General features: G+C 71.7%; 20 protein-coding genes. 15 read left to right on the forward strand and 5 right to left on the reverse strand.

The genetic code is table 11. The features are described 5' to 3' along the window. The first annotated feature begins 23 nt into the window (after positions 1-23). The 4 genes from K3769_RS35320 (at position 24) to K3769_RS35335 (ending at position 7,461) form a co-directional block, all read left to right on the forward strand. Positions 24-923 (forward strand): carbohydrate ABC transporter permease, encoded by a 900-nt coding sequence (locus tag K3769_RS35320; protein ID WP_267031680.1) that lies wholly within the window; start codon positions 24-26, stop codon positions 921-923. Positions 924-1,050: 127 nt separating this feature from the next. After that, positions 1,051-2,289 carry a glycoside hydrolase 5 family protein gene (locus tag K3769_RS35325; RefSeq protein WP_267030293.1) on the forward strand — a complete coding sequence of 413 codons (1,239 nt, stop codon included), beginning with the start codon at positions 1,051-1,053 and terminating at the stop codon, positions 2,287-2,289. Positions 2,290-2,344: 55 nt separating this feature from the next. Beyond that, a complete protein-coding gene (locus K3769_RS35330) occupies positions 2,345-4,378 on the forward strand; it encodes an endo-beta-N-acetylglucosaminidase (protein WP_267030294.1) in 2,034 nt (677 codons plus the stop codon). A 65-nt stretch (positions 4,379-4,443) separates the two neighbouring features. Continuing rightward, positions 4,444-7,461, forward strand: coding sequence for an alpha-mannosidase (locus K3769_RS35335; protein ID WP_267030295.1), 3,018 nt, complete (start codon positions 4,444-4,446; stop codon positions 7,459-7,461). A 183-nt stretch (positions 7,462-7,644) separates the two neighbouring features. Here K3769_RS35335 and K3769_RS35340 read toward each other — a convergent pair whose 3' ends face one another. Beyond that, the gene (locus K3769_RS35340; protein ID WP_267030296.1) at positions 7,645-8,391 is read right to left on the reverse strand and encodes a FadR/GntR family transcriptional regulator; all 747 of its coding nucleotides are present in this window, start codon (positions 8,389-8,391) and stop codon (positions 7,645-7,647) included. Between the two features lie 185 nt (positions 8,392-8,576). On the opposite strand from K3769_RS35340, the gene K3769_RS35345 reads away from it, so the two are divergent. From K3769_RS35345 to K3769_RS35390, 10 genes are all read left to right on the forward strand, one after another. Then, positions 8,577-9,659, forward strand: a complete 1,083-nt coding sequence (locus tag K3769_RS35345; RefSeq protein WP_267030297.1) for a sugar ABC transporter substrate-binding protein — start codon at positions 8,577-8,579, stop codon at positions 9,657-9,659. After that, positions 9,656-11,170: a sugar ABC transporter ATP-binding protein gene (locus K3769_RS35350; protein WP_267030298.1), complete on the forward strand. Its 1,515-nt coding sequence runs from the start codon at positions 9,656-9,658 to the stop codon at positions 11,168-11,170. Before K3769_RS35345 ends, K3769_RS35350 begins: the two co-directional genes overlap by 4 nt. Beyond that, positions 11,163-12,200: an ABC transporter permease gene (locus K3769_RS35355; RefSeq protein ID WP_267030299.1), complete on the forward strand. Its 1,038-nt coding sequence runs from the start codon at positions 11,163-11,165 to the stop codon at positions 12,198-12,200. Before K3769_RS35350 ends, K3769_RS35355 begins: the two co-directional genes overlap by 8 nt. Positions 12,201-12,266: 66 nt before the next feature. After that, positions 12,267-13,664, forward strand: coding sequence for an L-fuconate dehydratase (locus K3769_RS35360; protein WP_267030300.1), 1,398 nt, complete (start codon positions 12,267-12,269; stop codon positions 13,662-13,664). Continuing rightward, positions 13,661-14,416: an SDR family NAD(P)-dependent oxidoreductase gene (locus K3769_RS35365; RefSeq protein ID WP_267030301.1), complete on the forward strand. Its 756-nt coding sequence runs from the start codon at positions 13,661-13,663 to the stop codon at positions 14,414-14,416. The genes K3769_RS35360 and K3769_RS35365 overlap by 4 nt, the downstream gene beginning before the upstream one ends. 5 nt (positions 14,417-14,421) lie before the next feature. Further along, positions 14,422-15,438: an aldo/keto reductase gene (locus K3769_RS35370; protein WP_267030302.1), complete on the forward strand. Its 1,017-nt coding sequence runs from the start codon at positions 14,422-14,424 to the stop codon at positions 15,436-15,438. Beyond that, on the forward strand, positions 15,435-15,749 hold the full coding sequence (locus K3769_RS35375) for an L-rhamnose mutarotase (protein WP_267030303.1): 315 nt from the start codon (positions 15,435-15,437) through the stop codon (positions 15,747-15,749). The genes K3769_RS35370 and K3769_RS35375 overlap by 4 nt, the downstream gene beginning before the upstream one ends. Further along, positions 15,746-16,600, forward strand: coding sequence for an amidohydrolase family protein (locus K3769_RS35380; protein ID WP_267030304.1), 855 nt, complete (start codon positions 15,746-15,748; stop codon positions 16,598-16,600). The genes K3769_RS35375 and K3769_RS35380 overlap by 4 nt, the downstream gene beginning before the upstream one ends. A 62-nt stretch (positions 16,601-16,662) precedes the next feature. Beyond that, entirely contained in the window at positions 16,663-18,744 is a 2,082-nt protein-coding gene (locus K3769_RS35385) for a SpoIIE family protein phosphatase (protein WP_267030305.1), read from the forward strand. A 59-nt stretch (positions 18,745-18,803) separates the two neighbouring features. After that, positions 18,804-19,667: an Fpg/Nei family DNA glycosylase gene (locus tag K3769_RS35390; protein ID WP_267030306.1), complete on the forward strand. Its 864-nt coding sequence runs from the start codon at positions 18,804-18,806 to the stop codon at positions 19,665-19,667. 46 nt (positions 19,668-19,713) lie between these two features. Here the strand turns inward: K3769_RS35390 and K3769_RS35395 are convergent, their stop codons facing one another. The 4 genes from K3769_RS35395 to K3769_RS35410 all read right to left on the reverse strand — a co-directional run bounded on the left by K3769_RS35395 (position 19,714) and on the right by K3769_RS35410 (position 22,545). Next, positions 19,714-20,370, reverse strand: a complete 657-nt coding sequence (locus tag K3769_RS35395; RefSeq protein WP_267030307.1) for an anti-sigma factor family protein — start codon at positions 20,368-20,370, stop codon at positions 19,714-19,716. A 278-nt stretch (positions 20,371-20,648) separates the two neighbouring features. Further along, positions 20,649-21,164, reverse strand: a complete 516-nt coding sequence (locus tag K3769_RS35400) for a hypothetical protein (protein ID WP_267030308.1) — start codon at positions 21,162-21,164, stop codon at positions 20,649-20,651. A 135-nt stretch (positions 21,165-21,299) separates the two neighbouring features. After that, the gene (locus K3769_RS35405) at positions 21,300-21,845 is read right to left on the reverse strand and encodes a sigma-70 family RNA polymerase sigma factor (RefSeq protein WP_267030309.1); all 546 of its coding nucleotides are present in this window, start codon (positions 21,843-21,845) and stop codon (positions 21,300-21,302) included. 238 nt (positions 21,846-22,083) lie between these two features. Then, positions 22,084-22,545 (reverse strand): universal stress protein, encoded by a 462-nt coding sequence (locus K3769_RS35410; protein WP_267030310.1) that lies wholly within the window; start codon positions 22,543-22,545, stop codon positions 22,084-22,086. Positions 22,546-22,701: 156 nt separating this feature from the next. Here K3769_RS35410 and K3769_RS35415 point away from each other — a divergent pair, with 156 nt between their 5' ends. After that, positions 22,702-23,559 (forward strand): polysaccharide deacetylase family protein, encoded by an 858-nt coding sequence (locus K3769_RS35415; protein ID WP_267030311.1) that lies wholly within the window; start codon positions 22,702-22,704, stop codon positions 23,557-23,559. Positions 23,560-23,594: the final 35 nt, after the last annotated feature.

A 23,594-nucleotide genomic window follows, 5' to 3' on the forward strand; every position in this document is an offset into this window, starting at 1 on the left:
CCGAGACCGACCAGGGCCGCGAGGTGCCGGCCGCGGTGGACGCGGACCCGCGCGACCGCCGGCGTCGCCGCAAGCGCGTCACCGACGAGCACGGCAAACACGTACGGGTGTGGGAACTCGCCCTGCGGTACGCGTTGTTGCTCGCCGTGCTGGCGCTGACCGTCGGGCCGTTCCTGTGGCAGCTCTCCACCTCGCTGAAGGGACCGACCGAGGACATCTTCAGCTCGCCGCCCAAGTTCCTGCCCGGCGAACCGACCCTGCACAACTACGACCGGGTCGCGCAGACCATCCCCGTGTGGGACTACGCCCTCAACTCGCTGAAGGTCGCCGCCGCCAACGTCGTCACGAACTGCGTCGGCGCGGCGCTCGCGGGCTACGCGCTGGCCCGGCTGCGCTACCGGGGCCGCAGGGTCGCCACGCTCGTGTTCATCCTCGCGATGCTCGTGCCCGTGGAGGGCATCATCATCGCCCAGTTCACGACCATGCGTGAACTGGGCCTGAACAACACCCTCATCGGGGTCGTCCTGCCCGGCTGCATCGGCGCGATGAACGTCCTTCTGATGCGCAACGCCTTCCTCAACCTGCCGTACGAGATCGAGGAGGCGGCCTTCGTCGACGGCGCGAACACCTGGCAGCGGTTCCTGCGGATCGCGCTGCCCTCGGTGAAGGGCACGCTCGCCGTCGTCGCGATCTTCGCCTTCATGGGCGCCTGGGACGACTTCCTGTGGCCGCTCATCGTCCTCAGCGACCCGGACAAGTTCACCCTGACCATCGGGCTCAACTATCTGCACGGCACCTTCGCCAACGACGAACGGCTGGTCGCGGCGGGCACGATCATCGCCGTGGCGCCGCTGATCGCCCTCTTCGCCTGCCTCCAGCGGTACTTCTTCCGCGGGGTGGGGGAGGGGGCGGTGAAGGGGTGAACCCCGGGCGTGGTCGCGCAGTTCCCCGCGCCCCTGCGGGGCGGGGGCCGGCCGCCCCTCTCCTTGGCGAGCAGCTCGTACCCCCCCACGTACGTACGCACCACAGAAACAGGACTAGGACACCCGGATGTCTTCTGCCGTGCGCTTCGGCGTCAACTACACACCGAGTGAAGGGTGGTTCCATCACTGGCTGGACTTCGACCTCGACTCCGTACGCGCCGACCTCGACTCGATCGCCGCACTCGGTCTCGACCACATACGGGTCTTCCCGATCTGGCCCTACTTCCAGCCGAACCGCTCGCTGATCCGGCCGCGTGCGGTGGAACAGCTCGTGGCGCTGGCGGACGCGGCGGCCGAGCGGGGCCTGGACGTCAACGTGGACGGACTGCAGGGTCACCTGTCGAGTTTCGACTTCCTGCCCGCCTGGACGCAGACCTGGCACCGGCGCAACCTCTTCACCGACCCGGAGGTCGTCGAAGGGCAGGCCGAGTACCTGCGGACCCTCGCCGCCGCCCTCGCCGACCGGCCCAACTTCATCGGGATGACCGTCGGCAACGAGGTCAACCAGTTCTCGGCGGGCCCGCACCCCGACCCCGACCGGGCGGGGCCCGAGGCGATCGACGCCTGGCTGGAGCGGATGCTCACGGCGTGCGAGAAGGGCGCCCCGGGCGGGCTGCACCTGCACGCGGAGTACGACGCCACCTGGTACCAGGACGACATGCCGTTCACCCCGGCCCAGGCCGCCCGGCGCGGCGCGGTCACCGCCGTGCACTCGTGGGTCTTCAACGGCACGGCCCAGCGGCACGGACGTACCGGCGTCGCGACCGAACACCACGCCGCCTATCTGATCGAACTGAGCAAGGCATGGGCCGACGATCCGGCCCGCCCGGTCTGGCTCCAGGAGGTCGGCGCACCGGCTCCGCTGGTGCCCGCCGAGCACGCCGCCGCCTTCACCGAGGCGACCGTCGCGAACGCCCTGGACTGCCCGGACCTGTGGGGCATCACCTGGTGGTGCTCCCACGACGTGTCCCGCGACCTCACCGACTTCCCCGAACTGGAGTACGGGCTCGGGTTGCTGCGCAACGACCGCAGTCCCAAGGACAGTGCGCGGGCGCTGGCCCGCGCCGCCCGCTCGGCCCGCGAGAACCCGGACCCGCCCAAGGCCCGTACCACCGCGCTCGTCGTCCCCGACGACCCCGCCGGCCGTTCCGTCTGCGCGCCGGGCGGCCCGGTGTTCGAGGCGTTCTTCCGGCTCACCGCCGACGGCGCCCGACCGGCCACCGTCCTCGCCTCCCGCGCGCACGACGCGGAGCACCTCACCGCACGAGGCATCACCGAGGTCGTCACTCCCGCACAGGTTCCGTGACCCCCTCCGTGACCCCCCACAGGAAACAAGAACTCCCACCAGGAGGCACTTGCCCGTGAACCCCACCAGACGCACCGTGCTGCTCGTCGCCGGCACCGGGACGGCCGCCGCCCTGCTCCCGGCGGGCCCGGCCGCCGCCGGTCCCGCCGCCGAGGCCGCCGCCCCGGCCTCCCAGCCGTACGCCTCCTACTGGTACCCGGACTCCTTCCCCTCCGGTTCACCGGGCGCGGGCATCACCTGGCGCAGCCTGAAGGCGTGGAGCGCCGAGACCGACGCCGACCTCGCCTTCAACACGGCGTCCGTGCCGCTCGCCGAACGGTTCACCCCGACGCCGGTGAACACGACGGCCCGCGCGGGACAGGCCCGTATCCAGTCGCTGGTCTCCTTCGGCCCCACCGCGAGCAACCCCTCACAGGGCGGGGCCACCGCCGACTACTACGCGCTCACCCACTGGAGCTACGTCGACGAGCTGGTCTTCTGGGGCGGCTCCTCCGGCGAGGGCCTGATCCTCGCGCCGAACGCGCCGATCGTGGACGCCGCCCACCGGCACGGTGTCCCCGTCCTCGGCAATGTGTTCCTGCCGCCCGCCGCGTACGGCGGCCAGCTGCGGTGGACCCGCGACCTGGTGCAGAAGGACGCGGCGGGGCACTACCCCCTGGCCGCCCAGCTCGTCGCGGTCGCCGAGGCGTACGGCTTCGACGGCTGGTTCGTCAACGCCGAGACGGGCGGCGGGAACGCGGCGCTCGCCACCGACATGCTCGGCTTCCTCACCGAGCTGAAGTCGCTCAGCACGGCGAAGGGGCTGCGCGTCACCTGGTACGACTCCATGACCGTGAGCGGCTCGGTGAGCTGGCAGGGCGCCCTCAACAACCAGAACAGGGTCTTCTACCAGGCCGCCGACACCATGTTCCTCGACTTCCGCTGGTCGGCGAGCAGCCTCGCCTCCTCCGGGACGAACGCCCAGCAGATGGGCCGCGACCGCTACGAGCTGTGGGCGGGCGTCGATGTCGAGGCCAACGGCTGGAACCGGTCCGTGAGCTGGGACGCCATGGTCCCCGGCGGTTCGGCGCATGTCGTATCGGTGGGCTTCTACCGGCCGGAGTGGACCCGCAACCACCTGCCCGCCACCCGCACCCCCGGCGACTTCCACGCCGCCGACGACCGCTTCTGGAGCGGTCGTTCGCTCGATCCGGCCCGCCCCGACACCGCCGACACCTGGCGGGCACCCGCCGTCTTTGTCGCCGACCGCTCGACGGTCACCGCACTGCCGTTCGCGAGCACGTTCAACACCGGGCACGGACTGCGCTGGTACGAGGACGGCCGGGTGACGTCGACAGCGCAGTGGAACCATCTCGGTCTCCAGGACCGGCTGCCGTCCCGGCGCTGGGTCACCCGTACGACGGGGCAGCGTCCCGCCGTCACCTTCGACTTCGCGGACGCCTGGCGGGGTGGCAGCAGCGTCCCGGTCGAGGGCACCCTGGTCGCGCCCACCACCCTCGACCTCTACGCGACCCGCCTGCCGCTCGGCGCCGACACGGTCGTCGAACTGACCCACCGGACCGACTCGGGGGACGTGGGTGTCGAACTGGCCGTCGCCACCGCCGAACCGCCGGGCCCCGGGCAGCCGTACGCGTACACGTACGTCCCGGTCACCGTCGGTGAGGGCTGGGAGACGTCGACCGTACGGCTGACCGGGCTGCCGGCGGACGCCACGGTGCACGCCCTCGGGGTCCGGCTCACCGCCGCCGGGGACGGTGGCGCGGTGAAGTGGCGGCTCGGGGGCCTCGCCGTACGCGATGGTGACGCCCAGGCGCCCGGCACCCCCGTCGACGCGAGTGTCACGGGTGCGTCGGGCGGCGATCTGCGCCTCGCCTGGCGCGCGGCCACCGGCGGGGGCGTACGCCATTACACGCTGCACCGGGTCCTGCCCGACGGCACCCGGCGCTTCCTCGGCGGAACCGCTCAGCAGGCCTTCTTCGTTGGAGGACTGACAGCCGAAGGAGGCGAGACGGCGGCGAGGTTCGAATTGCGGGCCGTTGGGGAGCTTTACACCGCGTCGGCCCCCGCGACCCTGACCCACACCTGGTGACCGCCGACCACCGGTACCACCGGTAACAGCGACAACCCGCACAACGGAGTTACGGAGCACCCCACATGCATGACGACCGCGGCCTGGTCGAAGCCCGCCTCAAGCGCGTGCTCGACGAGCGCATACGACCCGCCGTGTACGCCGAATCCCTGCCGCTGGAAGTGGCGGTGTGGAACGCGCCCGGCGAGCCGGTGCCCGTCGAGGAGGGGCTGGCGGCCACGCCGTCTCCGGTGGCGGTCGGCGACAGGTGGGGTGCTCCCTGGGGCACCAGCTGGTTCCGCGTCACGGGCACCGTGCCCGAGGAGTGGGCCGGGAAGACCGTCGAGGCGATCCTCGACCTCGGCTTCGACGAGAACATGCCCGGCTTCCAGTGCGAGGGCCTCGTCTACCGGCCCGACGGAACCCCCGTGAAGGGCCTCAACCCGCGCAACCAGTGGGTACGGATCGGGGCGCCCGTCGCCGGCGGCGAGGAGGTGCGCCTGCACATCGAGGCCGCCTCGAACCCCGTCATCCTCGACTACCACCCCTTCCTGCCGACACAGCTCGGTGACAAGGAGACGGCCGGCGGCGAACCGCAGTACAAACTGGCGCGGATGGACCTCGCCGTCCTCGACGAGACGGTGTGGCAGCTCGTCATCGACCTGGAGGTCCTCGGCGAACTGATGGCCGAGCTGCCGGTCGAGTCCGCGCGCCGCTGGGACATCCTGCGCGCCGTGGAGAAGGCCCTCGACGCCGTCGACCTGCAGAACGTGGGCGCCACGGCCGCCGAGGCCCGCTCCCGGCTGGCGGAGGTGCTGGCGGCTCCGGCGGTCCCCTCCGCCCACCGCATCAGCGCGGTCGGCCACGCGCACATCGACTCGGCGTGGCTGTGGCCGCTGCGCGAGACCGTCCGCAAGGTCGCCAGGACCACGTCGAACATGACCGCCCTCCTGGAGGACGAGCCCGACTTCGTCTTCGCCATGTCCCAGGCCCAGCAGTGGGCCTGGGTGAAGGAGCACCGGCCCGAGGTGTGGACCCGGGTGAAGAAGGCGGTCGCCGACGGCCGGTTCGTGCCCGCCGGCGGCATGTGGGTCGAGTCCGACACCAACATGCCCGGCTCGGAGGCCATGGCCCGCCAGTTCGTCCACGGCAAGCGGTTCTTCATCGACGAGTTCGGTGTCGACAACGACGAGGCCTGGCTGCCCGACACCTTCGGCTTCGCCGCCGGACTGCCCCAGATCATCAAGGCCGCCGGCTCCAAGTGGCTGCTCACGCAGAAGATCTCCTGGTCGCAGACCAACAAGTTCCCGCACCACACCTTCCAGTGGGAGGGCATCGACGGCACGCGGATCTTCACGCACTTCCCGCCCGTCGACACGTACAACTGCTCGATGAAGGGCAGCGAGATCGCCCACGCGGCGAACAACTTCAAGGACAAAGGTGTCGCCCGGCACTCCCTCGCGCCCACCGGCTGGGGTGACGGGGGCGGCGGCACGACCCGGGAGATGGTCGCCAAGGCGGCCCGTCTGCGGGACCTCGAAGGCTCGGCGACCGTGGTCTGGGAGGCCCCGGAGAAGTTCTTCGAGAAGGCGGAGGCCGAGTACCCGAACGCCCCGGTGTGGGTCGGCGAGCTGTACCTGGAGCTGCACCGCGCCACCCTCACCAGCCAGGCGAAGACCAAGCAGGGCAACCGCCGCAGCGAGCACCTGCTGCGCGAGGCCGAGCTGTGGGCGGCGACGGCGGCGGTCCGGACGAAGTTCACCTACCCGTACGAGGAGCTCGACCGGCTCTGGAAGACGGTCCTGCTGCACCAGTTCCACGACATCCTGCCCGGGTCGTCCATCGCCTGGGTGCACCGCGAGGCCCGTAGGACCTATGAGGCGGTCGCCCAGGAACTGAACGGGATCATCGGCGCCGCGCAGCGCGCGCTGGCCGGGGAGGGGACGACCACCCTCGCCTTCAACTCGGCGCCGCACACCCGCGACGGCGTGCCCGCCGGTGGCGCGCGGACGCCGGCCGTCGGCGGCGAGTGCACCCTCGTGCCGCGCACGGACGGCGGCTTCGTCCTCGACAACGGATGTCTGCGGATCGAGATCGACGAGCGCGGACTCGTGGTCTCCGCGTTCGACCTCGCCGCGGACCGCGAGACCCTCGCACCCGGCGAGGCGGCCAACCTGCTGCAGATCCACCCGGACTTCCCGAACATGTGGGACGCCTGGGACGTCGACGAGTTCTACCGGAACACGGTCACCGACCTGGTCGACGCCGACGAGGTGGTCCCCGGGGACGACGGGGTCTCGGTCCGGATCGTACGGAGCTTCGGGGACTCGAAGGTCACCCAGGTGCTGTCGCTCGCGCCGGGGGAGTGGCGGCTCGACCTCGACACCGAGGTCGACTGGCACGAGACGGAGAAGTTCCTGAAGCTGGCCTTCCCGCTCGACGTGCACGCCGAGCGGTACGCGTCCGAGACGCAGTTCGGGCACTTCTTCCGGCCGACGCACACCAACACGTCGTGGGAGGCCGCCAAGTTCGAGGCCTGCAACCACCGGTTCGTCCACCTGGAGGAGCCCGGCTGGGGAGTCGCCGTCGTCAACGACTCGACGTACGGCCATGACGTGACGCGTACGGTGCGGGGCGACGGCGGTACGACCACCACGGTCCGGGTGTCGCTGCTGCGGGCCCCGCGCTTCCCCGACCCGGAGACCGACCAGGGCGTGCATCGCTTCCGGCACGCGCTGGTGCCGGGGGCCGGAATCGGGGACGCGGTGCGCGAGGGCTGGCGGATCAACCTGCCCCAGCGGAAGGTGGCCGGCGGGGCCTCGGAGGTCGCGCCGCTGGTGACCGTGGCGCAGGACGCGGTCGTGGTGACGGCGCTGAAGCTGGCCGACGACGGCAGCGGTGACGTCGTCGTCCGCTTCCACGAGTCGAGGGGCGGGCGCAGTCGGGCGACACTCACGGCGGGCTTCGAGGTCGGGTCGGTCACGGTGACGGACCTCCTGGAGCGTCCGCTCCCGGACGCCACGGCCCCCGACCGCGACGGCAACCGCCTCACGCTGCGGCTCCGGCCGTTCGAGCTGGTGACGCTGCGCCTGACGCGCGCCTGAGGTTCCACCTCGGCGACGAACACGCCGGTGCTCACCTGCTCAGTTCCCCGCGCCCCGGTTCCCAGGGGCGCGGGGGAACCGCGCGGGCCGGCCTTTCGTTTTCGGGGGCGCGGGGAACTGCGCGAACGGCTCCACCGACCTGCGCGCGCTTCATCATCCCGGCCGGCCCGCCCCCACCTCGGCCTACGGCTGGAGCTGGCTCCGGAGCCACTGCTCGACCTCGCCCACATGCGCCGCCGCCGCGGCCCGCGCCGCCTCCGGATCATGGGCGACCAGCGCCCGGTGGATCGCCGCGTGCTCCCGCCGCGTCCGCTCGAACGCGCCCTCCTCCTGATACCCCCGCCACACCCGCGCCCGGAACGTCCGCGAGGACAGCCCGTCCAGGATGGCCGCCATCGTCTCGTTGCCCGCGGCCCCCGCGATGACCCGGTGGAACGCAAGGTCGTGGGAGAGGATCACCTCCGGATCGTCCGTGGCGTTCATGGCGGTCAGGTGCTTCTCCACCTCGGCGAGCTGGTCCGCGGTGATCCGCGCGGCGGCCAGCGCCGTCGCCGTCGACTCCAGGACCCGCCGCACTTCGAGGAGTTCGACCAGCCGGGGGCCGCGGGACAGGTCCGCGACCACGCCGAAGGTCTCCAGCAGATCCCCGGCCTCCAACTGCGTGACGTAGATGCCGGACCCGTGCCGGGCCTCCAGTACGCCCAGCACCGTGAGCGCCCGGATCGCCTCGCGCATCGAGCTGCGCGAGATGCCGAGCTGCGCGGCCAGCTCGCGCTCGGTCGGCAGCCGCGCGCCCGGCTCCAGCCGGCCCTCGCCGATCATCGCCTTGATCCGGTCGATGGCGCGCTGCGTCACGGTCCCCTTCTGGGGGGCCGGAGAGGGGGCCGCGGCCGGGGCCGCCCTCGCCGCCTCGGGCAGGCTCTCGTCCACGCCATGTCCTCCTGTCGCCGGGTGCGCCGCAGTCTAACGACTCAGGTGGTCGGACCACTACGCGCGAAAACAGTGAAAATCGCGGCCCAGGGGTGTTGTCGGAGCGAAGTGGTCTGATAAATATGCGTGGCACCTGCTCGATCACGCTGGATCACGCTTGATGACGCTCAATGAGGAGCCGATAGATGGCCGGCAGAACTGTGCGGTACAGGAACGGGCGAAACGCCTCGCGAGCGATGGGTGCGACGGCCGCGGCCGTCTGCGCCGCCCTCGCGCTCACGGCATGCGGCAGCACCAAGGACACCGTCGACTCCGGCGGCGGCAAGGGCGGCGGGAGCGGCAAGGTCGGGGTGATCCTGCCCCTGCTGACCTCGCCGTTCTGGCAGTCGTACAACGACTACGTGCCGAAGATGGCGAAGTCCGAGGGCGTGGACGCCCTCAAGACCGTCAACTCCAACAGTGACCCCTCGCAGCAGATCACCGACATCAACAACCAGCTCAACCAGGGTGTGAAGGGCCTCGTCGTGGCCCCCCTGGACAGCGCCGCGATCTCCGCCGGGCTCGACCAGGCCGAACGCAAGGGCGTGCCCGTGGTCGCCGTCGACGTGGCGCCCGAGAAGGGCAAGGTCGCGATGGTCGTCCGCGCCGACAACGTGGCGTACGGGGAGAAGGCCTGCGAGTACCTCGGCAAGCAGATCCCCTCGGGCAAGGTCGTGCAGATCATGGGCGACCTCGCCTCGGTCAACGGCCGCGACCGCTCCGAGGCCTTCCGGACCTGCGTCAGGAAGAAGTTCCCGAAGCTGAAGGTCCTGGAGATCCCCGCCAAGTGGGAGTCCGACACGGCGGCCTCGAAGCTGGACACCCTCCTGAACGCCAACCCCGACCTCAAGGGCATCTACATGCAGGCGGGCGGCGTGTACCTCGCGCCCACGCTGCAGACCCTCAAGTCCAAGGGACTGCTGAAGAAGGCCGGCGAGAAGGGCCACATCTCGATCGTCTCGAACGACGGCATCCCGCAGGAGTACGCCGCGATCCGCAAGGGCCAGATCGACGCCACGGTCTCGCAGCCGGCCGACCTCTACGCCAAGTACGGCATGTACTACATCAAGGCGGCGATGGAGGGGAAGACCTTCGAGCCGGGTCCCACCGACCACGACTCGGAGATCGTCGAGCTGTCCGGCGGCATCCTTGAGGACCAGCTGCCCGCGCCGCTGGTGACCAAGGACAACGTCGACGACCCCGAGCTGTGGGGCAACACCGTCAAATGAGTACTCAGCCGGGTACTCCACTCGTTGAGGCGCGGGGCATCACCAAGCGGTACGGCCCCACGGTCGCCCTCGCCGACGGACGACTGACCGTGCGCGCGGGCGAGTCCCACGCGCTCGTCGGCCGCAACGGCGCGGGCAAGTCCACCCTCGTCAACGTCCTCACCGGCCTCCAGGCACCCGACGAGGGCACGGTCCGCTTCGACGGCGGGCCCGCGCCCGCGCTGACCGACCGCGACGCCTGGCGGCGCAAGGTGGCCTGCGTCTACCAGAAGCCCACCGTCGTCCCGGAGTTGACGGTCGCCGAGAACCTCTTCATCAACCGGCAGCCGACCGGCCGCGGCGGCTTCATCAGCTGGCGCCGGCTGAGGAGCGAGGCCGCCGAGGTCCTCGACACCTGGGACGTACGGGTCGACCCGGAGGCGCGGACCGCCGACCTCAAGGTCGAGGACCGCCAAATGGTGGAGATCGCCCGGGCGTTGAGCTTCGGCGCGCGGTTCATCGTCCTCGACGAACCGACCGCCCAGCTCGACAACCGCGAGATCGAACGCCTCTTCACGCGGATGCGCGCGCTCCAGGAGTCCGGCGTCACCTTCCTGTTCATCTCGCACCACCTCCAGGAGGTGTACGAGGTCTGCCAGACCGTGACCGTCCTGCGGGACGCCCGCTGGATCACCACCGCGCCGGTCGCGGACCTGCCGAAGGCCGCCCTGGTCGAGGCCATGGCGGGGGAGTCCATCGCCGCCGTTCAGGAGAAGGCCGCCCGGGGGGACGTGGACTCCGACGCGCCCGTCGTCCTCGAAGCACACGGCCTGACGTCGGACGCGTACGACAGCGTCGATCTGAGCGTGCGCGGCGGGGAGGTCGTCGGCCTCGCCGGATCCAGCGGCAGCGGGAAGATCGAGCTGGCCGAGTCCTTCACGGGGCTGCACTCGCCGACCGCCGGCACCGCCCGACTGGACGGCAGGCACCTGCCGTTCGGCGATGTGACGGCCGCCCTGCGGGCCGGTGTCGGTTGCGTGCCGCGCGACCGGCACGGACAGGGACTCGTCTTCGGGATGACCGTCGGCGACAACGCCACCCTGACCGTCCTGGACCGGCTCGGGCGGTACGGATTCGTCGGCACCGAGCGTCGGCGCGGCTTCGCCGGCGAGCTGATCGAACGCCTCGGCATCCAGACGGAGGGACCCGACCAGCCCGTGTCCGACCTCTCCGGCGGCAACGCCCAGAAGGTCGTCATGGCCCGGGCGCTCGCCTCCGACCCCCGGCTGCTGGTCCTGATCAACCCCACCGCGGGCGTCGACGTGAAGTCCAAGGAATCCCTGCTCTCGCGGATGGACTCGGCCCGCGACGACGGCACCGCCGTCCTCGTCGTCTCCGACGAACTCGACGACCTGCGCCGCTGCGACCGCGTCCTCGTCCTCTTCCACGGCCGGGTCGTCGCCGAGCACGCGGCGGGCTGGCGCGACCACGAACTGATCGCCTCCATCGAAGGAGTGGACCACCATGGCTGACACGAAGGCCCCGTCGGCCTCGGCCCCCACCTCCCCGCGCCCGCTGAAGAGCAAGGCCGACGCCAAGGCCGTACTCCTGCGCAGGGCACGCGAACTGGCGCTCGTACCGGCCCTGTTGCTGCTGCTGGTGCTCGGCGCGTTCGTCAACGACGCCTTCCTCACCGAGCAGAACCTGATCTCCGTCCTGGGCGCCTCGGCGGCCCTCGCGATGGTCGTGCTCGCCGAGTCGCTGGTGCTCATCACCGGCAAGTTCGACCTGTCCCTGGAGTCCGTCGTCGGCATCGCGCCCGCCGTCGGCGCGCTGTTGCTGCTGCCCGCCGCGCAGTCCGGCTGGGGCACGGAGCTGCCCGCCGGAGTCGCCCTGCTCGCGATCCTCGCCGTCGGCGCGCTCATCGGCGGGTTCAACGGCTTCCTCGTCGTGAAACTCAAGCTCAACGCCTTCATCGTGACGCTCGCGATGCTGATCATCCTGCGCGGTCTGCTCGTCGGCGCGACCGAGGGCAAGACGCTGTTCGGGATGCCCGACGCCTTCTACACGCTGGCCACCACCACCTTCCTGACCGTGCCGATCTCGGTGTGGCTGGCGGCGGTGGCGTTCGCGGTCGCCGGATTCGTCCTCAAGTACCACCGCTGGGGACGGGCCCTGTACGCGATCGGCGGCAACCCGGACGCGGCGCGCGCGGCCGGGATCCGGGTCGAGCGCGTCATGCTCGGCGTGTTCGTCGTCGCGGGGACGCTGGCCGCGGTCGGCGGGCTGATGCAGACCGGCTACGTCGGCGCGATCAACGCCAACCAGGGCCAGAACATGATCTTCACGGTGTTCGCGGCGGCGGTGATCGGGGGGATCAGCCTCGACGGTGGCAAGGGCACGATGTTCGGGGCCCTTACGGGCGTTCTCCTTCTTGGGGTGGTGCAGAACCTGTTGACCCTCGCGCAGGTGCCGTCCTTCTGGATCCAGGCGATCTACGGGGGGATCATCCTGGTCGCCCTCATGATCGCTCGCGTGACCACCGGCCGGGCCCAGGACTAGACGTACGTGGTGTACACCTGCGGGTCCGTCGTGTCCGCCCCCTGTCCCTGAACGAAAGGCACCTCCGTGTCCTCACCCGCCGCCTCCCGCGTCACCGCGGTCGACACCTACGACATCCGCTTTCCCACCTCGCGTGAGCTCGACGGGTCCGACGCCATGAATCCGGATCCCGACTACTCGGCGGCGTACGTCGTCCTGCGGACCGGTGACGACACCGATGGCGACGCCGCCGACGGTCCTGAGGGGCACGGGTTCACCTTCACCATCGGGCGCGGCAACGACGTCCAGGTCGCCGCGATCGAGGCCCTGCGCCCGCACATCCTCGGACGGCCGGTCGACGAGCTGTGCGCGGACCCGGGATCGCTCGCCCGCGACCTCACGGGCGACAGCCAACTGCGCTGGCTCGGGCCCGAGAAGGGCGTGATGCACATGGCGATCGGCGCCGTCGTCAACGCCGTCTGGGACCTCGCCGCCAAGCGGGCCGGCAAACCCCTGTGGCAGCTCCTCGCCGACGCCACCCCCGAATGGCTCGTCGCCCAGGTGGACTTCCGGTACATCGCGGACGTCCTCACCCCCGAGGACGCGCTCGGGCTGCTGCGCCGGGGCAGGGAGGGTTCCGCGGAACGTACCGCGCTGCTCAAGGAACACGGCTTCCCCGGCTACACCACCTCGCCCGGCTGGCTGGGCTACTCCGACGAGAAGCTCACCCGGCTGGCCCGCCAGGCCGTCGCCGACGGGTTCACCCAGATCAAGCTGAAGGTCGGCGCGGACCTCGCCGACGACGTACGCCGCTGCCGGGTGGCGCGGGCCGTCGTCGGGCCCGACATCCGGATCGCCATCGACGCCAACCAGCGGTGGAACGTCGACGAGGCCGTCGAGTGGACCAACGCGCTGGCCGAGTTCGACCCGTACTGGATCGAGGAGCCCACCAGCCCCGACGACATCCTCGGGCACGCCGCCGTCCGCAAGGCCGTCGCACCGGTCAAGGTCGCCACCGGAGAGCACGTACAGAACCGGATCGTCTTCAAGCAGCTGCTCCAGGCGGGCGCGATCGACGTCCTGCAGATCGACGCGGCCCGGGTCGGCGGCGTCAACGAGAACCTCGCGATCCTGCTGCTGGCGGCCAGGTTCGCCGTCCCGGTCTGCCCGCACGCGGGCGGTGTCGGACTGTGCGAACTGGTCCAGCACTTCTCGATGTTCGACTACGTGGCGCTCTCGGGGACGACCGAGAACCGCGTGATCGAGTACGTCGACCATCTGCACGACCACTTCCTCGACCCGGTGGTGATCGGAGAGGGTCGCTACATGGCACCCACCCTGCCCGGCTTCTCGGCGACCATGCGGCCGGAGTCCATCGCCGAGTTCACCTTCCCCGGCGGCACGTTCTGGGCCGCCGACCTCGAACGGCAGCGGACCGAGCGGGAGCAACAGCAGGCGCGGAAGCACAAGGAGCAGGCGGCATGAGTGACTTCGAGGGTCTCAAGGCGCTGGTGACGGGCGGCGCCTCCGGGATCGGCCGGGCGACCGCGGAACTCCTCGCCGCCCGGGGCGCCCAGGTCGCCGTACTCGACCTGGACCCGGAGGGTGTGCGCAAACCCCTGCTCGGCTACCGGGCCGACGTCGCCGACGACGAGTCCGTACGCCGGGCCGTCGCCGCCGCGATCGCCGACCTCGGCGGCCTGGACGTGCTGGTCAACAACGCGGGCATCGGCGCCCAGGGCACCGTCGAGGACAACGACGACGAGGCCTGGCACCGCGTCCTGGACGTCAACGTCGTCGGTATGGTCCGCACGGCCAGGGCCGCCCTGCCGCACCTGCGGAAGTCGGCGCACGCCGCCGTCGTCAACACCTGCTCCATCGCCGCCACCGCGGGCCTGCCGCAGCGCGCCCTGTACTCCGCGTCCAAGGGCGCGGTCCTGTCGCTGACCCTCGCCATGGCCGCCGACCACGTCCGTGAGGGCATCCGCGTCAACTGCGTGAACCCCGGCACGGCCGACACCCCGTGGGTCGGCCGCCTCCTGGACGCCGCGCCCGACCCGGCCGCCGAGCGGGCCGCGCTGGAGGCCCGCCAGCCCACCGGACGCCTCGTCTCGGCCGACGAAGTCGCGGGCGCCATCGCCTACCTGGCGAGCCCGCTGTCGGGCGCCACCACCGGTACCGCCCTCGCGGTCGACGGCGGTATGCACGGGCTGCGGCTGCGCCCGGCGGGCCGGTGACCGGCATGCGGACGCACCTGCGCACCCATGCGCTCGGCCGCGGCTCCGTCGAGGTCACCGCGCTGGCCCTCGGCACGGCCGGGATAGCCGGCCTCTACAGCGAGGTCTCCGAGGAGCAGGCGCACGCGACCGTGGACGCCGCCTGGGACGCGGGCATCCGCTACTTCGACACCGCACCCCACTACGGCATCGGCCACGCCGAACGACGCCTCGGCGCCGCCCTGCGCGGACGCCCCCGGTCGGCGTACACCGTCTCGACCAAGGTGGGCCGCCGTCTGGAGCCCACCGACGCGGGCGGCGACGACCTGGCCAACGGGTTCGCGGTGCCGGCCACGCACCGCCGGGTGTGGGACTTCAGCGCGGACGGCGTACGCCGCACCCTCGACGCCAGTCTGGAGCGGCTCGGCCTCGACCGGGTGGACGTCGTCTACCTCCACGACCCGGACGACCATGCCGAGGAGGCCTTCCACGAGGGGTATCCGGCGCTGGAGAAGCTGCGCTCGGAGGGCGTGGTGGGCGCGATCGGCGCGGGCATGAACCAGGTCGCGATGCTCACCCGCTTCGTCCGCGACACCGATGTCGACGTGGTGCTCTGCGCCGGCCGCTACACGCTGCTCGACCAGCGGGCGCTCGCCGACCTGCTGCCGGCCGCCCGGGAACGCGGCACGTCCGTCGTCATCGGCGGCGCCTTCAACTCCGGCCTGCTGGCCGACCCGAATGCCGGGGCGAGGTACGACTACCGGGCCGCGCCGCCCGAGCTGCTGGACCGGGCGCTGGCACTCAAGGCGGCGGCCGACCGGCACGGCACCACCCTGCGGGCGGCGGCCCTGGCCTTCTGCGCCGCCCACCCGGCGGTCGCCGCCGTCCTCGTCGGCGCCCGCTCGCCCCACGAAGTATCCGACTGCGCCCGGCAGTTCACGGCGGACGTGCCCGCGAGCCTCTGGCAGGAGCTGCGGGAGACGGGTCTGTTGCCCCCCGAAGCGCCGGTCCCGTCGCCGGTCCCGTCCGAGGAGCCGTCATGAGAGTCGCCCTGCACACCAAGGTCCGCCTCGACCGCGTCGACGCGTACGAGGCCGCCCACCGCGAGGTGCCCACGGAACTCACGGACGCGATCCGCGCCGCGGGCGCCACGTCCTGGACCATCTGGCGCAGCGGCCCCGACCTCTTCCACCTCCTGGAGTGCGAGGACTACGCGCGGCTGCTCGCCGCACTGGAGCAACTGCCGATCAACATCGCCTGGCAGGCCCGGATGGCCCAACTGCTGGACGTGGTGCACGACTACTCGGCGGAGGGCTCGGAGGCCGGCCTGCCGGTCGTCTGGGAGCTGCCGTGAGCGCCCGCACGGGGATCGTGGACGCCCACCATCACGTGTGGGACCTGTCCGTACGGGACCAGGACTGGCTCGTGGGTCCCGAACTGGCGCCGCTGCGGCGGAACTTCACGGCCGAGGAGCTGGCTCCGCAGGCCCGCGCCGCCGGAGTCGCCCGGACGGTCCTGGTGCAGACGGTGACGGTGGCGCAGGAGACCCCCGAGTTCCTGGCGCTCGCGGAGAGCAGCGAGCTGATCGGCGCGGTCGTCGGCTGGACCGACCTCACCCGTCCCGACGTCGCGGACGAACTGGCCCGGCTGCGGGAGCTGCCGGGCGGCCGTCACCTCAAGGGCATCCGGCACCAGGTCCAGGGCGAACCGGACCCGCGCTGGCTGCTGCGCGAGGACGTACGCCGCGGACTGACGGCGGTCGCGGACGCCGGCCTGGCCTACGACCTCGTCGTCCTGCCCCACCAACTGCCCGCCTGCGCACGGGCGGCGGAGCGGCACCCCGGCCTCACCTTCGTGCTCGACCACCTGGGCAAGCCGCCCATCGGCACGGGGGAGCCGGAGCCCTGGGCCACCGATGTGCGGGCCCTCGCCGCGCTGCCCAACACGGTCTGCAAGCTCTCCGGGATGGTCACGGAGGCGGATCCGCGGGACTGGTCGGTAAAGGACCTGGCTCCCTACGCGGACACGGTGCTCGAAGCCTTCGGCCCCGGCCGGCTCATGTTCGGCTCCGACTGGCCGGTGTGCACGCTCGCGGCCTCGTACGCCGACGTCGTGGACCTCGCCCATCAGCTGACCGGGAAGTTCGACGAGAGCGAGCGGGAGGAGATCTTCACGGGCACCGCGTCCCGCGTCTACACACTGTGAGCAGCCCGGGATCCAGGCCCCGTCGGGTCGAGGATTCGGGTAAACCCTGACAAGGTGGGCTCATGGTGGATCGGGGTGAGAGCGCTCTGTCGCTCCCGCACGACTGGCCCGCCCGGTCGGATCCGATCCTGGCGCTCAACCGCATGGGCAGCTTCGACTGGGACCTGGACACCGGCCTCATGCGGATGGACGCCCTGGCCCACGAGATCTTCGACGTGCTCCCCGAGGAGTACGCCGACCGTCCGCGCGACCTGGCGTCGCGCGTGCCGCCGGACGAGGCCCACCGCCTGGACACGCACGTCTCCCAGTCCCTCAAGGACGGCAGCGAGAACTACGGGGCGTACTTCCGTGTCCGCCGCCGGGACGGCACCCTGCGCTGGACCCACACCCAGGGCTACATCCAGCGCGACGCGACCGGCCGGCCCCGCCGCATCATCGGCATCATCCGTGACGCCACCCGGGAGCTGAGCGAGGCCCAGGACCGCCGCGAGAGGGCCGCCCTGGACATCGAGGCCCGCCGCCGGCAGACGAACGTCGTCCAGCTCACCACGGCGGCCCTCGCCCACGCCCGCACGGTCCAGGACGTCATCGACGTCCTGAAGAACAACCAGGGCGTCACCCACCTGGGCGCCACCAGCCTCGTCATGGGCCTCGTCGAGGCCGGCCGCATCCGGCTGGTCGCGGAGGGCCCCGAGGGCAGCTTCGTACCCGGCACCCTGGTCACCGGCATCGACGAGCAGTACCCGATGAGCGAGGTCGTGCGCACCCTCACCCCGCGCTTCATCGAGTCGCCGGAGGAGTTCGCCCGGCTCTACCCGCTGCTGTGGCCGCACATCACCGGACTCGCCATCACCTCGGCGGCCTATCTGCCCCTCATCGCCCAGGCCAGGCCCATCGGAGCCATGGGGCTGCTCTACAGCGACCGGCACGGCTTCTCCGCCGAGGACCGCAACGTCCTGGTCGCCCTCGGCAGCAGCATCGCGCAGAGCCTGCGGCGCGCCATGTTCTACGAGCGGGAGAAGGACCTCGCCCAGGGCCTCCAGCAGGCCATGCTGCCGCGCACCATCCCGCGCGTCCCCGGCGCCGACGTCGCCGTGCGCTACCGCTCCGGCTCCCTCGGCCGTGAGATCGGCGGCGACTGGTACGACGTGATCCCGCTGCCCGGCGGCCGGGTCGGAGCCGTCATCGGTGACGTCCAGGGGCACGACACGCACGCGGCGGCCGTCATGGGCCAGCTGCGGATCGTCCTGCGCGCCTACGCGGCCGAGGGCCACACCCCCGCGACCGTCATGGCCCGCGCCTCCGTCTTCCTGCACGAACTCGACACCGAACGCTTCGCGACCTGCCTGTACGCGGAGGCCGACCTGGACACCGGAGTGGTCCAGGTCGTCCGGGCCGGCCACATCGACCCGCTGGTCCGCGACCCGGACGGCGGCTGCCACCGGCTCGCCGTGGCGGGGGGCCTGCCCCTCGGCCTCTCCGCCGAGTTCGGGCGGCTCGACTACCCGGTCGACACCTTCGAACTCGATCCCGGCCAGACGCTGCTCCTGTGCACCGACGGACTGGTCGAACAGCCGGGCATCGACCTCGACGACGGTATGCGGACGGTGCGCGCGCTGGTCGCCGCGGGACCCGACGACGTCCACGACCTGGTCGACCGGCTCATCGACGTCGCGGAGGAACGCGGCGGCGAGGACGACGTGGCGCTGCTGCTGCTCCGCCGGGTGGGCGGCCGGGACGCGCGGCGCTCCGGCGGGCGGGTCCGGCAGCACGTGGGGCCCGGGGACCCGGAGGCGCTCACCGAGGCCCGGCACATGGTCCGCGCGGCGGTACGGGCCTGGGGCGCCCGGGAGCGCGCGGACGAGATCGAGCTGGTCGCCGACGAGCTGATCACCAACGCCCTCATGCACACCGAGGGCGCCGCCGTCGTGACGCTGCGCGCCCTCACCGGTCCGGACCGCCGGATCCGCGTCGAGGTGGAGGACGCGTCCAGCGCGCTTCCCCGGCGCCGGGAGGCGGGGGAGTCCGGGGTCTCCGGCCGGGGCCTCCTGCTGGTGGACCGCCTCGCGGACGTGTGGGGCGTGGAGGCCCGGGGCGGCGGCAAGTGCGTGTGGTGCGAGTTCCTGGTGCCCGACCGGGAGTGAGGAGGCGGGCGGGTGGTTCCCCGCGCCCCTTGCGGTGCGTCGGTGGCACCCTGGGACCTATGCCGGAACTGCCCGAGGTCGAAGCGTTGAAGGACTTCCTGGCCGAACACCTGGTCGGTCACGAGATCATCCGCGTGCTGCCCGTCGCGATCAGTGTGCTGAAGACCTACGACCCGCCGCCCGGCGCCCTGGAGGGCCGCGAGGTGACGGCCGTGCGCCGGCACGGCAAGTTCCTGGACCTGGAGACCGCGGGCGGCCCGCACTTCGTCACGCATCTGGCCCGGGCCGGCTGGCTCCACTGGAAGGACCGGCTGCCCGACGGGCCGCCCCGCCCCGGCAAGGGCCCGCTCGCCCTGCGCGTCGCCCTGGAGACCGGCGAGGGCTTCGACCTCACCGAGGCGGGCACGCAGAAGCGGCTGGCGGTGTACGTCGTACAGGATCCCGCGCAGGTGCCCGGGGTGGCCCGCCTCGGCCCGGACCCGCTGGCCGACGACTTCGACGAGGCCCGCTTCGCCGCGCTCCTGGCGGGCGAGCGCAGACAGCTGAAGGGCGCCCTGCGCGACCAGAGCCTGATCGCGGGGGTGGGCAACGCCTACAGCGACGAGATCCTGCACGTCGCGAAGATGTCGCCGTTCAAGCTGGCCTCGTCGCTGACCCCGCAGGAGACCCGGCGGCTGTACGAGGCGCTGCGGACCACCCTCAGGGAAGCCGTGGAGCGTTCCCGCGGGGTGGCCGCCGGCCGGCTCAAGGCCGAGAAGAAGAGCGGTCTGCGCGTCCACGGACGGACCGGCGAGCCCTGTCCGGTCTGCGGGGACACCGTCCGCGAGGTCTCCTTCAGCGACTCGTCGCTGCAGTACTGCCCCACCTGCCAGACGGGCGGCAAGCCTCTCGCGGACCGCAGGACGAGCAAGTTCCTCAAGTGATTCCTGCAGTTCCTGCAGTTCCTGCAGTTCCTGGAACGGCCGGCGCTCAGGGTGCCTCGATCGTCACGAGATGCTTTCCGTCCGTCGTGCGCACCACGTACCGGGCGATGTCCGCGGCGTGCATCGCGGCGGCGCCCCGCATGCCGTCGGAGGGCGCCGAGGCCCCCTTGGGCACGGTCCAGCTCAGGATGACCTGCTCCGAGTCGTCGAGACCGACGGCGACGAGTTCGCAGTGCTGCTCGGCGGAGGCGTTCTTGATCCTCGCGTCCACCTCGCTGCCGTAGGCCCGGTCCTGGGTGGTGACCTCGGCCCATACGCCGGTCCCCGGATCGGTCGCGGCGACCGTCCTGCCGCCGGAGTCCTCGTCCCCGCTGAAGACCGCGACCGCGGGCCCGCCGACGGCGAACACCACGGCCGCGGCGACGGCGAAGAGCCAGCGCCTGCGCCCGCTCCTGCGCGCCGTGACGACATCGTCCAGGAGCCGGTCCAACAGGCCCGGCCCCGCCTGGGTCATGGGGTTCACCGAGCGTGGCGTCGCTTCCGCGTACGCCCGCAACGACCGTGTCGTCGCGGACAGTTCATGTATCTGAACCGCACACTGGGGACACTCCATGAGGTGGTCCTCGAAGCGGAAGGCATCCGCCTCGTCCAGCACGCCTAGCGCGTATGCGCCGACGTCGCGGTGGCGTTCCAGCGACCTCATACCAAATCCTCATGCCGTGCCGATGGGTGGGGGTGTGCGGGGAGTAGCTACTTGCCCACCGGTACGCAGGGGACCGCCGAATCACTCAAGCCCCGTCCGGAATGCAACCTGGAGATTCGGAGCGGTCGGGCCCGCGGATTGGTCGAGGTTCGAGAAAAACTGGTCGGGGGAGCCGGCCGGGGGCTCCGTCGGGGGATCGGCCAGGGGGTCGGTCGGGGAATCGGTCGGGGGTGGTCGTGTGGTTGGTCCTGGGATTGGATCTCGGATCAGTAGGAAAATCAGAAAAGATGGATCGCCAGATGTCCGAGCGGCAGCCCCAGCCGCCAGGCCGGGGTCCAGACCTTGGGACCGTCGTCCTCGCCGATGACGGGGCCGCCGCCCGGTACGGCGTCCAGGTCGGGCGCGAGCAGCTCGGTCTCCTCCAGCCAGCGCCAGGCGGCGATCGCCAGATCCAGGTCGGGGGACGGACAGCCCGCCTCGGCGGCCTCGGCCGCGAGTCCCGCCATGCGCTCGCCCACCCAGTCCTGCCACGGCTGGTCGTACGCCGTCAGCGACAGCCAGGTCTCCAGCTGGGTCACCACCCGGATGCCGGAGAGCTCGCCACTGGTGTCGGACAGGAAGATGGTCAGGGCCAGCGCGTCGCGCCCGGCTCTGAACTCGAAGGACGTGGGCGGCATCAGGTCGCCGGTCCGCAGCAGTTCGTCGGCGATGTACTCCGCGTACAACCACGCCATGGGGACGGTGAGTTCACCGCCGCCCGTGCCGTCCGTGCTCTCTTGACCTCTGTGCAGCATCCCTTCCTGCCTTCCTCCGGTGCGTGCGCGTCGCCCGAACCCGGGCCCCATCGGGGAACACGGATGAGGACAGCTGATTGCTCAACCATGATCCTCAGCAAGGCGCTTTACGGAGGCTTGACCCAACCCGCGGTTTCACCGCAGGTCGGCCGCATATCCCGGAAGAACCCGGCGCAGGGCGCGCAGCGCGTAGTACGCGCGGGATTTCACGGTACCGGCCGGAATACCCAGGGCGGCGGCGGCCTCCGCCACGCTGGCCCCGCGGAAATACACCTGCACCAGGACTTCACGGTGTTCGGGAGTGAGAGTCTTCACAGCCTCCCGTACATCGAGGGTCGCCACGGAGCGCTCCGCGTGATCCGCCGCGACCCGCGCGCTCTCCAGCACGGCGTCCCCGACCTCCGCGGGCCGTGCCTGCCGGGCCCGCCGCGCGTCGATGGCCAGGCGCCGCCCCACGGTCAGCAGCCAGGGCCGAACGGAATCGAAGTGGTCGGCGCGCAGCGCCTCGGGATGCTGCCAGGCGCGGACGAACGTCTCCTGCACCAGATCCTCGGCGCGCTGGCGGTCTCCGTCGGAGAGCCTGAGCATCAGGGCGTAGAGCGGTGCTCCGTGCTCCCGCTGCAATTCGGCCAGCTCGTGCTCGGCGGTCGTCCTGCTGGTCATGGTGATGGCGGCCGTCATGGCCGTATGCCAGCGCAGGGCGTCGCGCCGGGACAGGGCCAGGACACGGTGCGTCGGCAGACGGTCGAACCCGTCGGCGAATGGTACGACGAACGGTCAACCGGGACGGAAGGCTCCGCCTCCGGATGTGTCCCGTCCTCGACGGTGCGGCCTCACGCCACGACCACCACCGGTCTGCACCGCGACCGCCACCGGGCCACGGCACGCCGGCCGCTGGCCCGCGCACACCGCCACCGGTCTACGGCACCACCGTCACCGGCCAGCGGCCCGCCTTCACCAGCCGGATCGCGACGGAACCGACGATCCGGTGACCCGCCTGCTCCGACGCGCCCACCACGACGGCGTCCGCCTTCAGCTGCTCGGCCGCCGAGACGAGCCCGTTGTACGGGTCGCCGCGGAAGGTGTGGAACTCCCAGCGCACATCGAATATGCCCTTGACCTGCTCGGCCGCTTCCTGGATGTCCCGGACCAGCTCCTCGGCGATCTGGTCGGTCGTCTCGGCGACCGGTACCCCGAGCGCCGCGCCTCCCGCCATCACCGGCTGTACGTACACCAGCGTGAGCAGAGCCCGCTGCCGCCGCGCCAGCCCCGCGGCGTAGGAGGCCGCCCGCAGCGAGGACTCGGAGCCGTCGACGCCGGCCAGGATGACCTTGGGCCCGTCAGTGCCACGTTCGAACTGGTGGGAGTGGTGTTCCGTCACGGCCCGAGGCTATCGGAACAGGCGCGGCCGGCCGCCGCCCGGGACCCCCGCCCGCCGGTGTCGGACCGCCCGCCGGATGCTCCCAACGGGTGTTTTCATACGACCGCACCGGTGGCCGGGTGCTCGGGAACACCACCTCCGGGCGAGTGATCAGTCATGAATAAGGATCAGTTCCTCTCAAGACGCCGGACCTTGCTCGCCGGTGCCGCCGCCCTCGGAGCGGCGGGCGCGGCCGGCGCGGTACAGCTGCTCGGCGCCGGGGCGGACCCACCGGCCCGGTCCTCCGCCGCGCCGGCCGAGCCCGCCGCCGGGGCCCAGGCGAACAGAGCGGTCCGCAAACCCTCCGCCTACCGGCTCCAGCCCATCGCCGGATACGGACCGGCCCGCGGCACCCCCGCCCGCACCCTCGTACGGCACGAGCCGTTCCTGCGGATGTCGGACCGGGAGCACAGCATGGTGCTGAGCTTCGACGACGGCCCCGACCCCCGCTGGACCCCCGGCATCCTGCGCACCCTCAAGGCCCACGACGTGCGCGCCATGTTCTTCGTGTGCGGCGAGATGGCCGCCGACAACAAGGACCTGCTGCGCCGGATGTCGGACGAGGGGCACATCGTGGGCAACCACACCTGGTCCCACCCGCTCCTGACCCGGCTCGGCAGATCCGCGATCCGCTCCCAGATGGAACGCACCTGCGAGGTCATCGAGGAGGCGTACGGCGAGCGGCCCGGCTGGTTCCGCGCGCCGTACGGGGCCTGGAACCGCGCCGTCTTCGAGATCGGCGCCGACCTCGGCATGGAGCCGCTCGCCTGGACCGTCGACACCCTCGACTGGACCACACCGGGCGCCAGGACCATCGAGCGCCGGGTCATGAAGGGGGCGGGGGCGGGCGTCGTGGTCCTCGGGCACGACGCGGGCGGCAACCGCTCACAGAGCGTGCGGGCGCTGCGCGACTACCTCCCGCGGCTGCTGGACTCGGGGTACCACCTCACCGTGCCCCGGCGGCAGCTCGCTTAGGGCCTGGGACGGGCACCGGCCGGGCGGGCTCTTCG

The sequence above is a fragment of the Streptomyces ortus genome, assembly GCF_026341275.1.
GTDB classification, from domain to species: domain Bacteria; phylum Actinomycetota; class Actinomycetes; order Streptomycetales; family Streptomycetaceae; genus Streptomyces; species Streptomyces ortus.

Excerpts from the sequence above, each read along its gene's own strand:
- K3769_RS35365 (WP_267030301.1), top strand. The coding sequence starts at position 13,661 with ATGAGTGACTTCGAGGGTCTCAAGGCGCTGGTGACGGGCGGCGCCTCC.
- K3769_RS35405 (WP_267030309.1), bottom strand. The coding sequence starts at position 21,845 with ATGACGGCCGCCATCACCATGACCAGCAGGACGACCGCCGAGCACGAG.
- K3769_RS35335 (WP_267030295.1), top strand. The coding sequence starts at position 4,444 with ATGCATGACGACCGCGGCCTGGTCGAAGCCCGCCTCAAGCGCGTGCTC.
- K3769_RS35400 (WP_267030308.1), bottom strand. The coding sequence starts at position 21,164 with ATGCTGCACAGAGGTCAAGAGAGCACGGACGGCACGGGCGGCGGTGAA.
- K3769_RS35345 (WP_267030297.1), top strand. The coding sequence starts at position 8,577 with ATGGCCGGCAGAACTGTGCGGTACAGGAACGGGCGAAACGCCTCGCGA.
- K3769_RS35370 (WP_267030302.1), top strand. The coding sequence starts at position 14,422 with ATGCGGACGCACCTGCGCACCCATGCGCTCGGCCGCGGCTCCGTCGAG.
- K3769_RS35390 (WP_267030306.1), top strand. The coding sequence starts at position 18,804 with ATGCCGGAACTGCCCGAGGTCGAAGCGTTGAAGGACTTCCTGGCCGAA.
- K3769_RS35385 (WP_267030305.1), top strand. The coding sequence starts at position 16,663 with ATGGTGGATCGGGGTGAGAGCGCTCTGTCGCTCCCGCACGACTGGCCC.
- K3769_RS35375 (WP_267030303.1), top strand. The coding sequence starts at position 15,435 with ATGAGAGTCGCCCTGCACACCAAGGTCCGCCTCGACCGCGTCGACGCG.
- K3769_RS35350 (WP_267030298.1), top strand. The coding sequence starts at position 9,656 with ATGAGTACTCAGCCGGGTACTCCACTCGTTGAGGCGCGGGGCATCACC.
- K3769_RS35325 (WP_267030293.1), top strand. The coding sequence starts at position 1,051 with ATGTCTTCTGCCGTGCGCTTCGGCGTCAACTACACACCGAGTGAAGGG.
- K3769_RS35395 (WP_267030307.1), bottom strand. The coding sequence starts at position 20,370 with ATGAGGTCGCTGGAACGCCACCGCGACGTCGGCGCATACGCGCTAGGC.
- K3769_RS35415 (WP_267030311.1), top strand. The coding sequence starts at position 22,702 with ATGAATAAGGATCAGTTCCTCTCAAGACGCCGGACCTTGCTCGCCGGT.
- K3769_RS35355 (WP_267030299.1), top strand. The coding sequence starts at position 11,163 with ATGGCTGACACGAAGGCCCCGTCGGCCTCGGCCCCCACCTCCCCGCGC.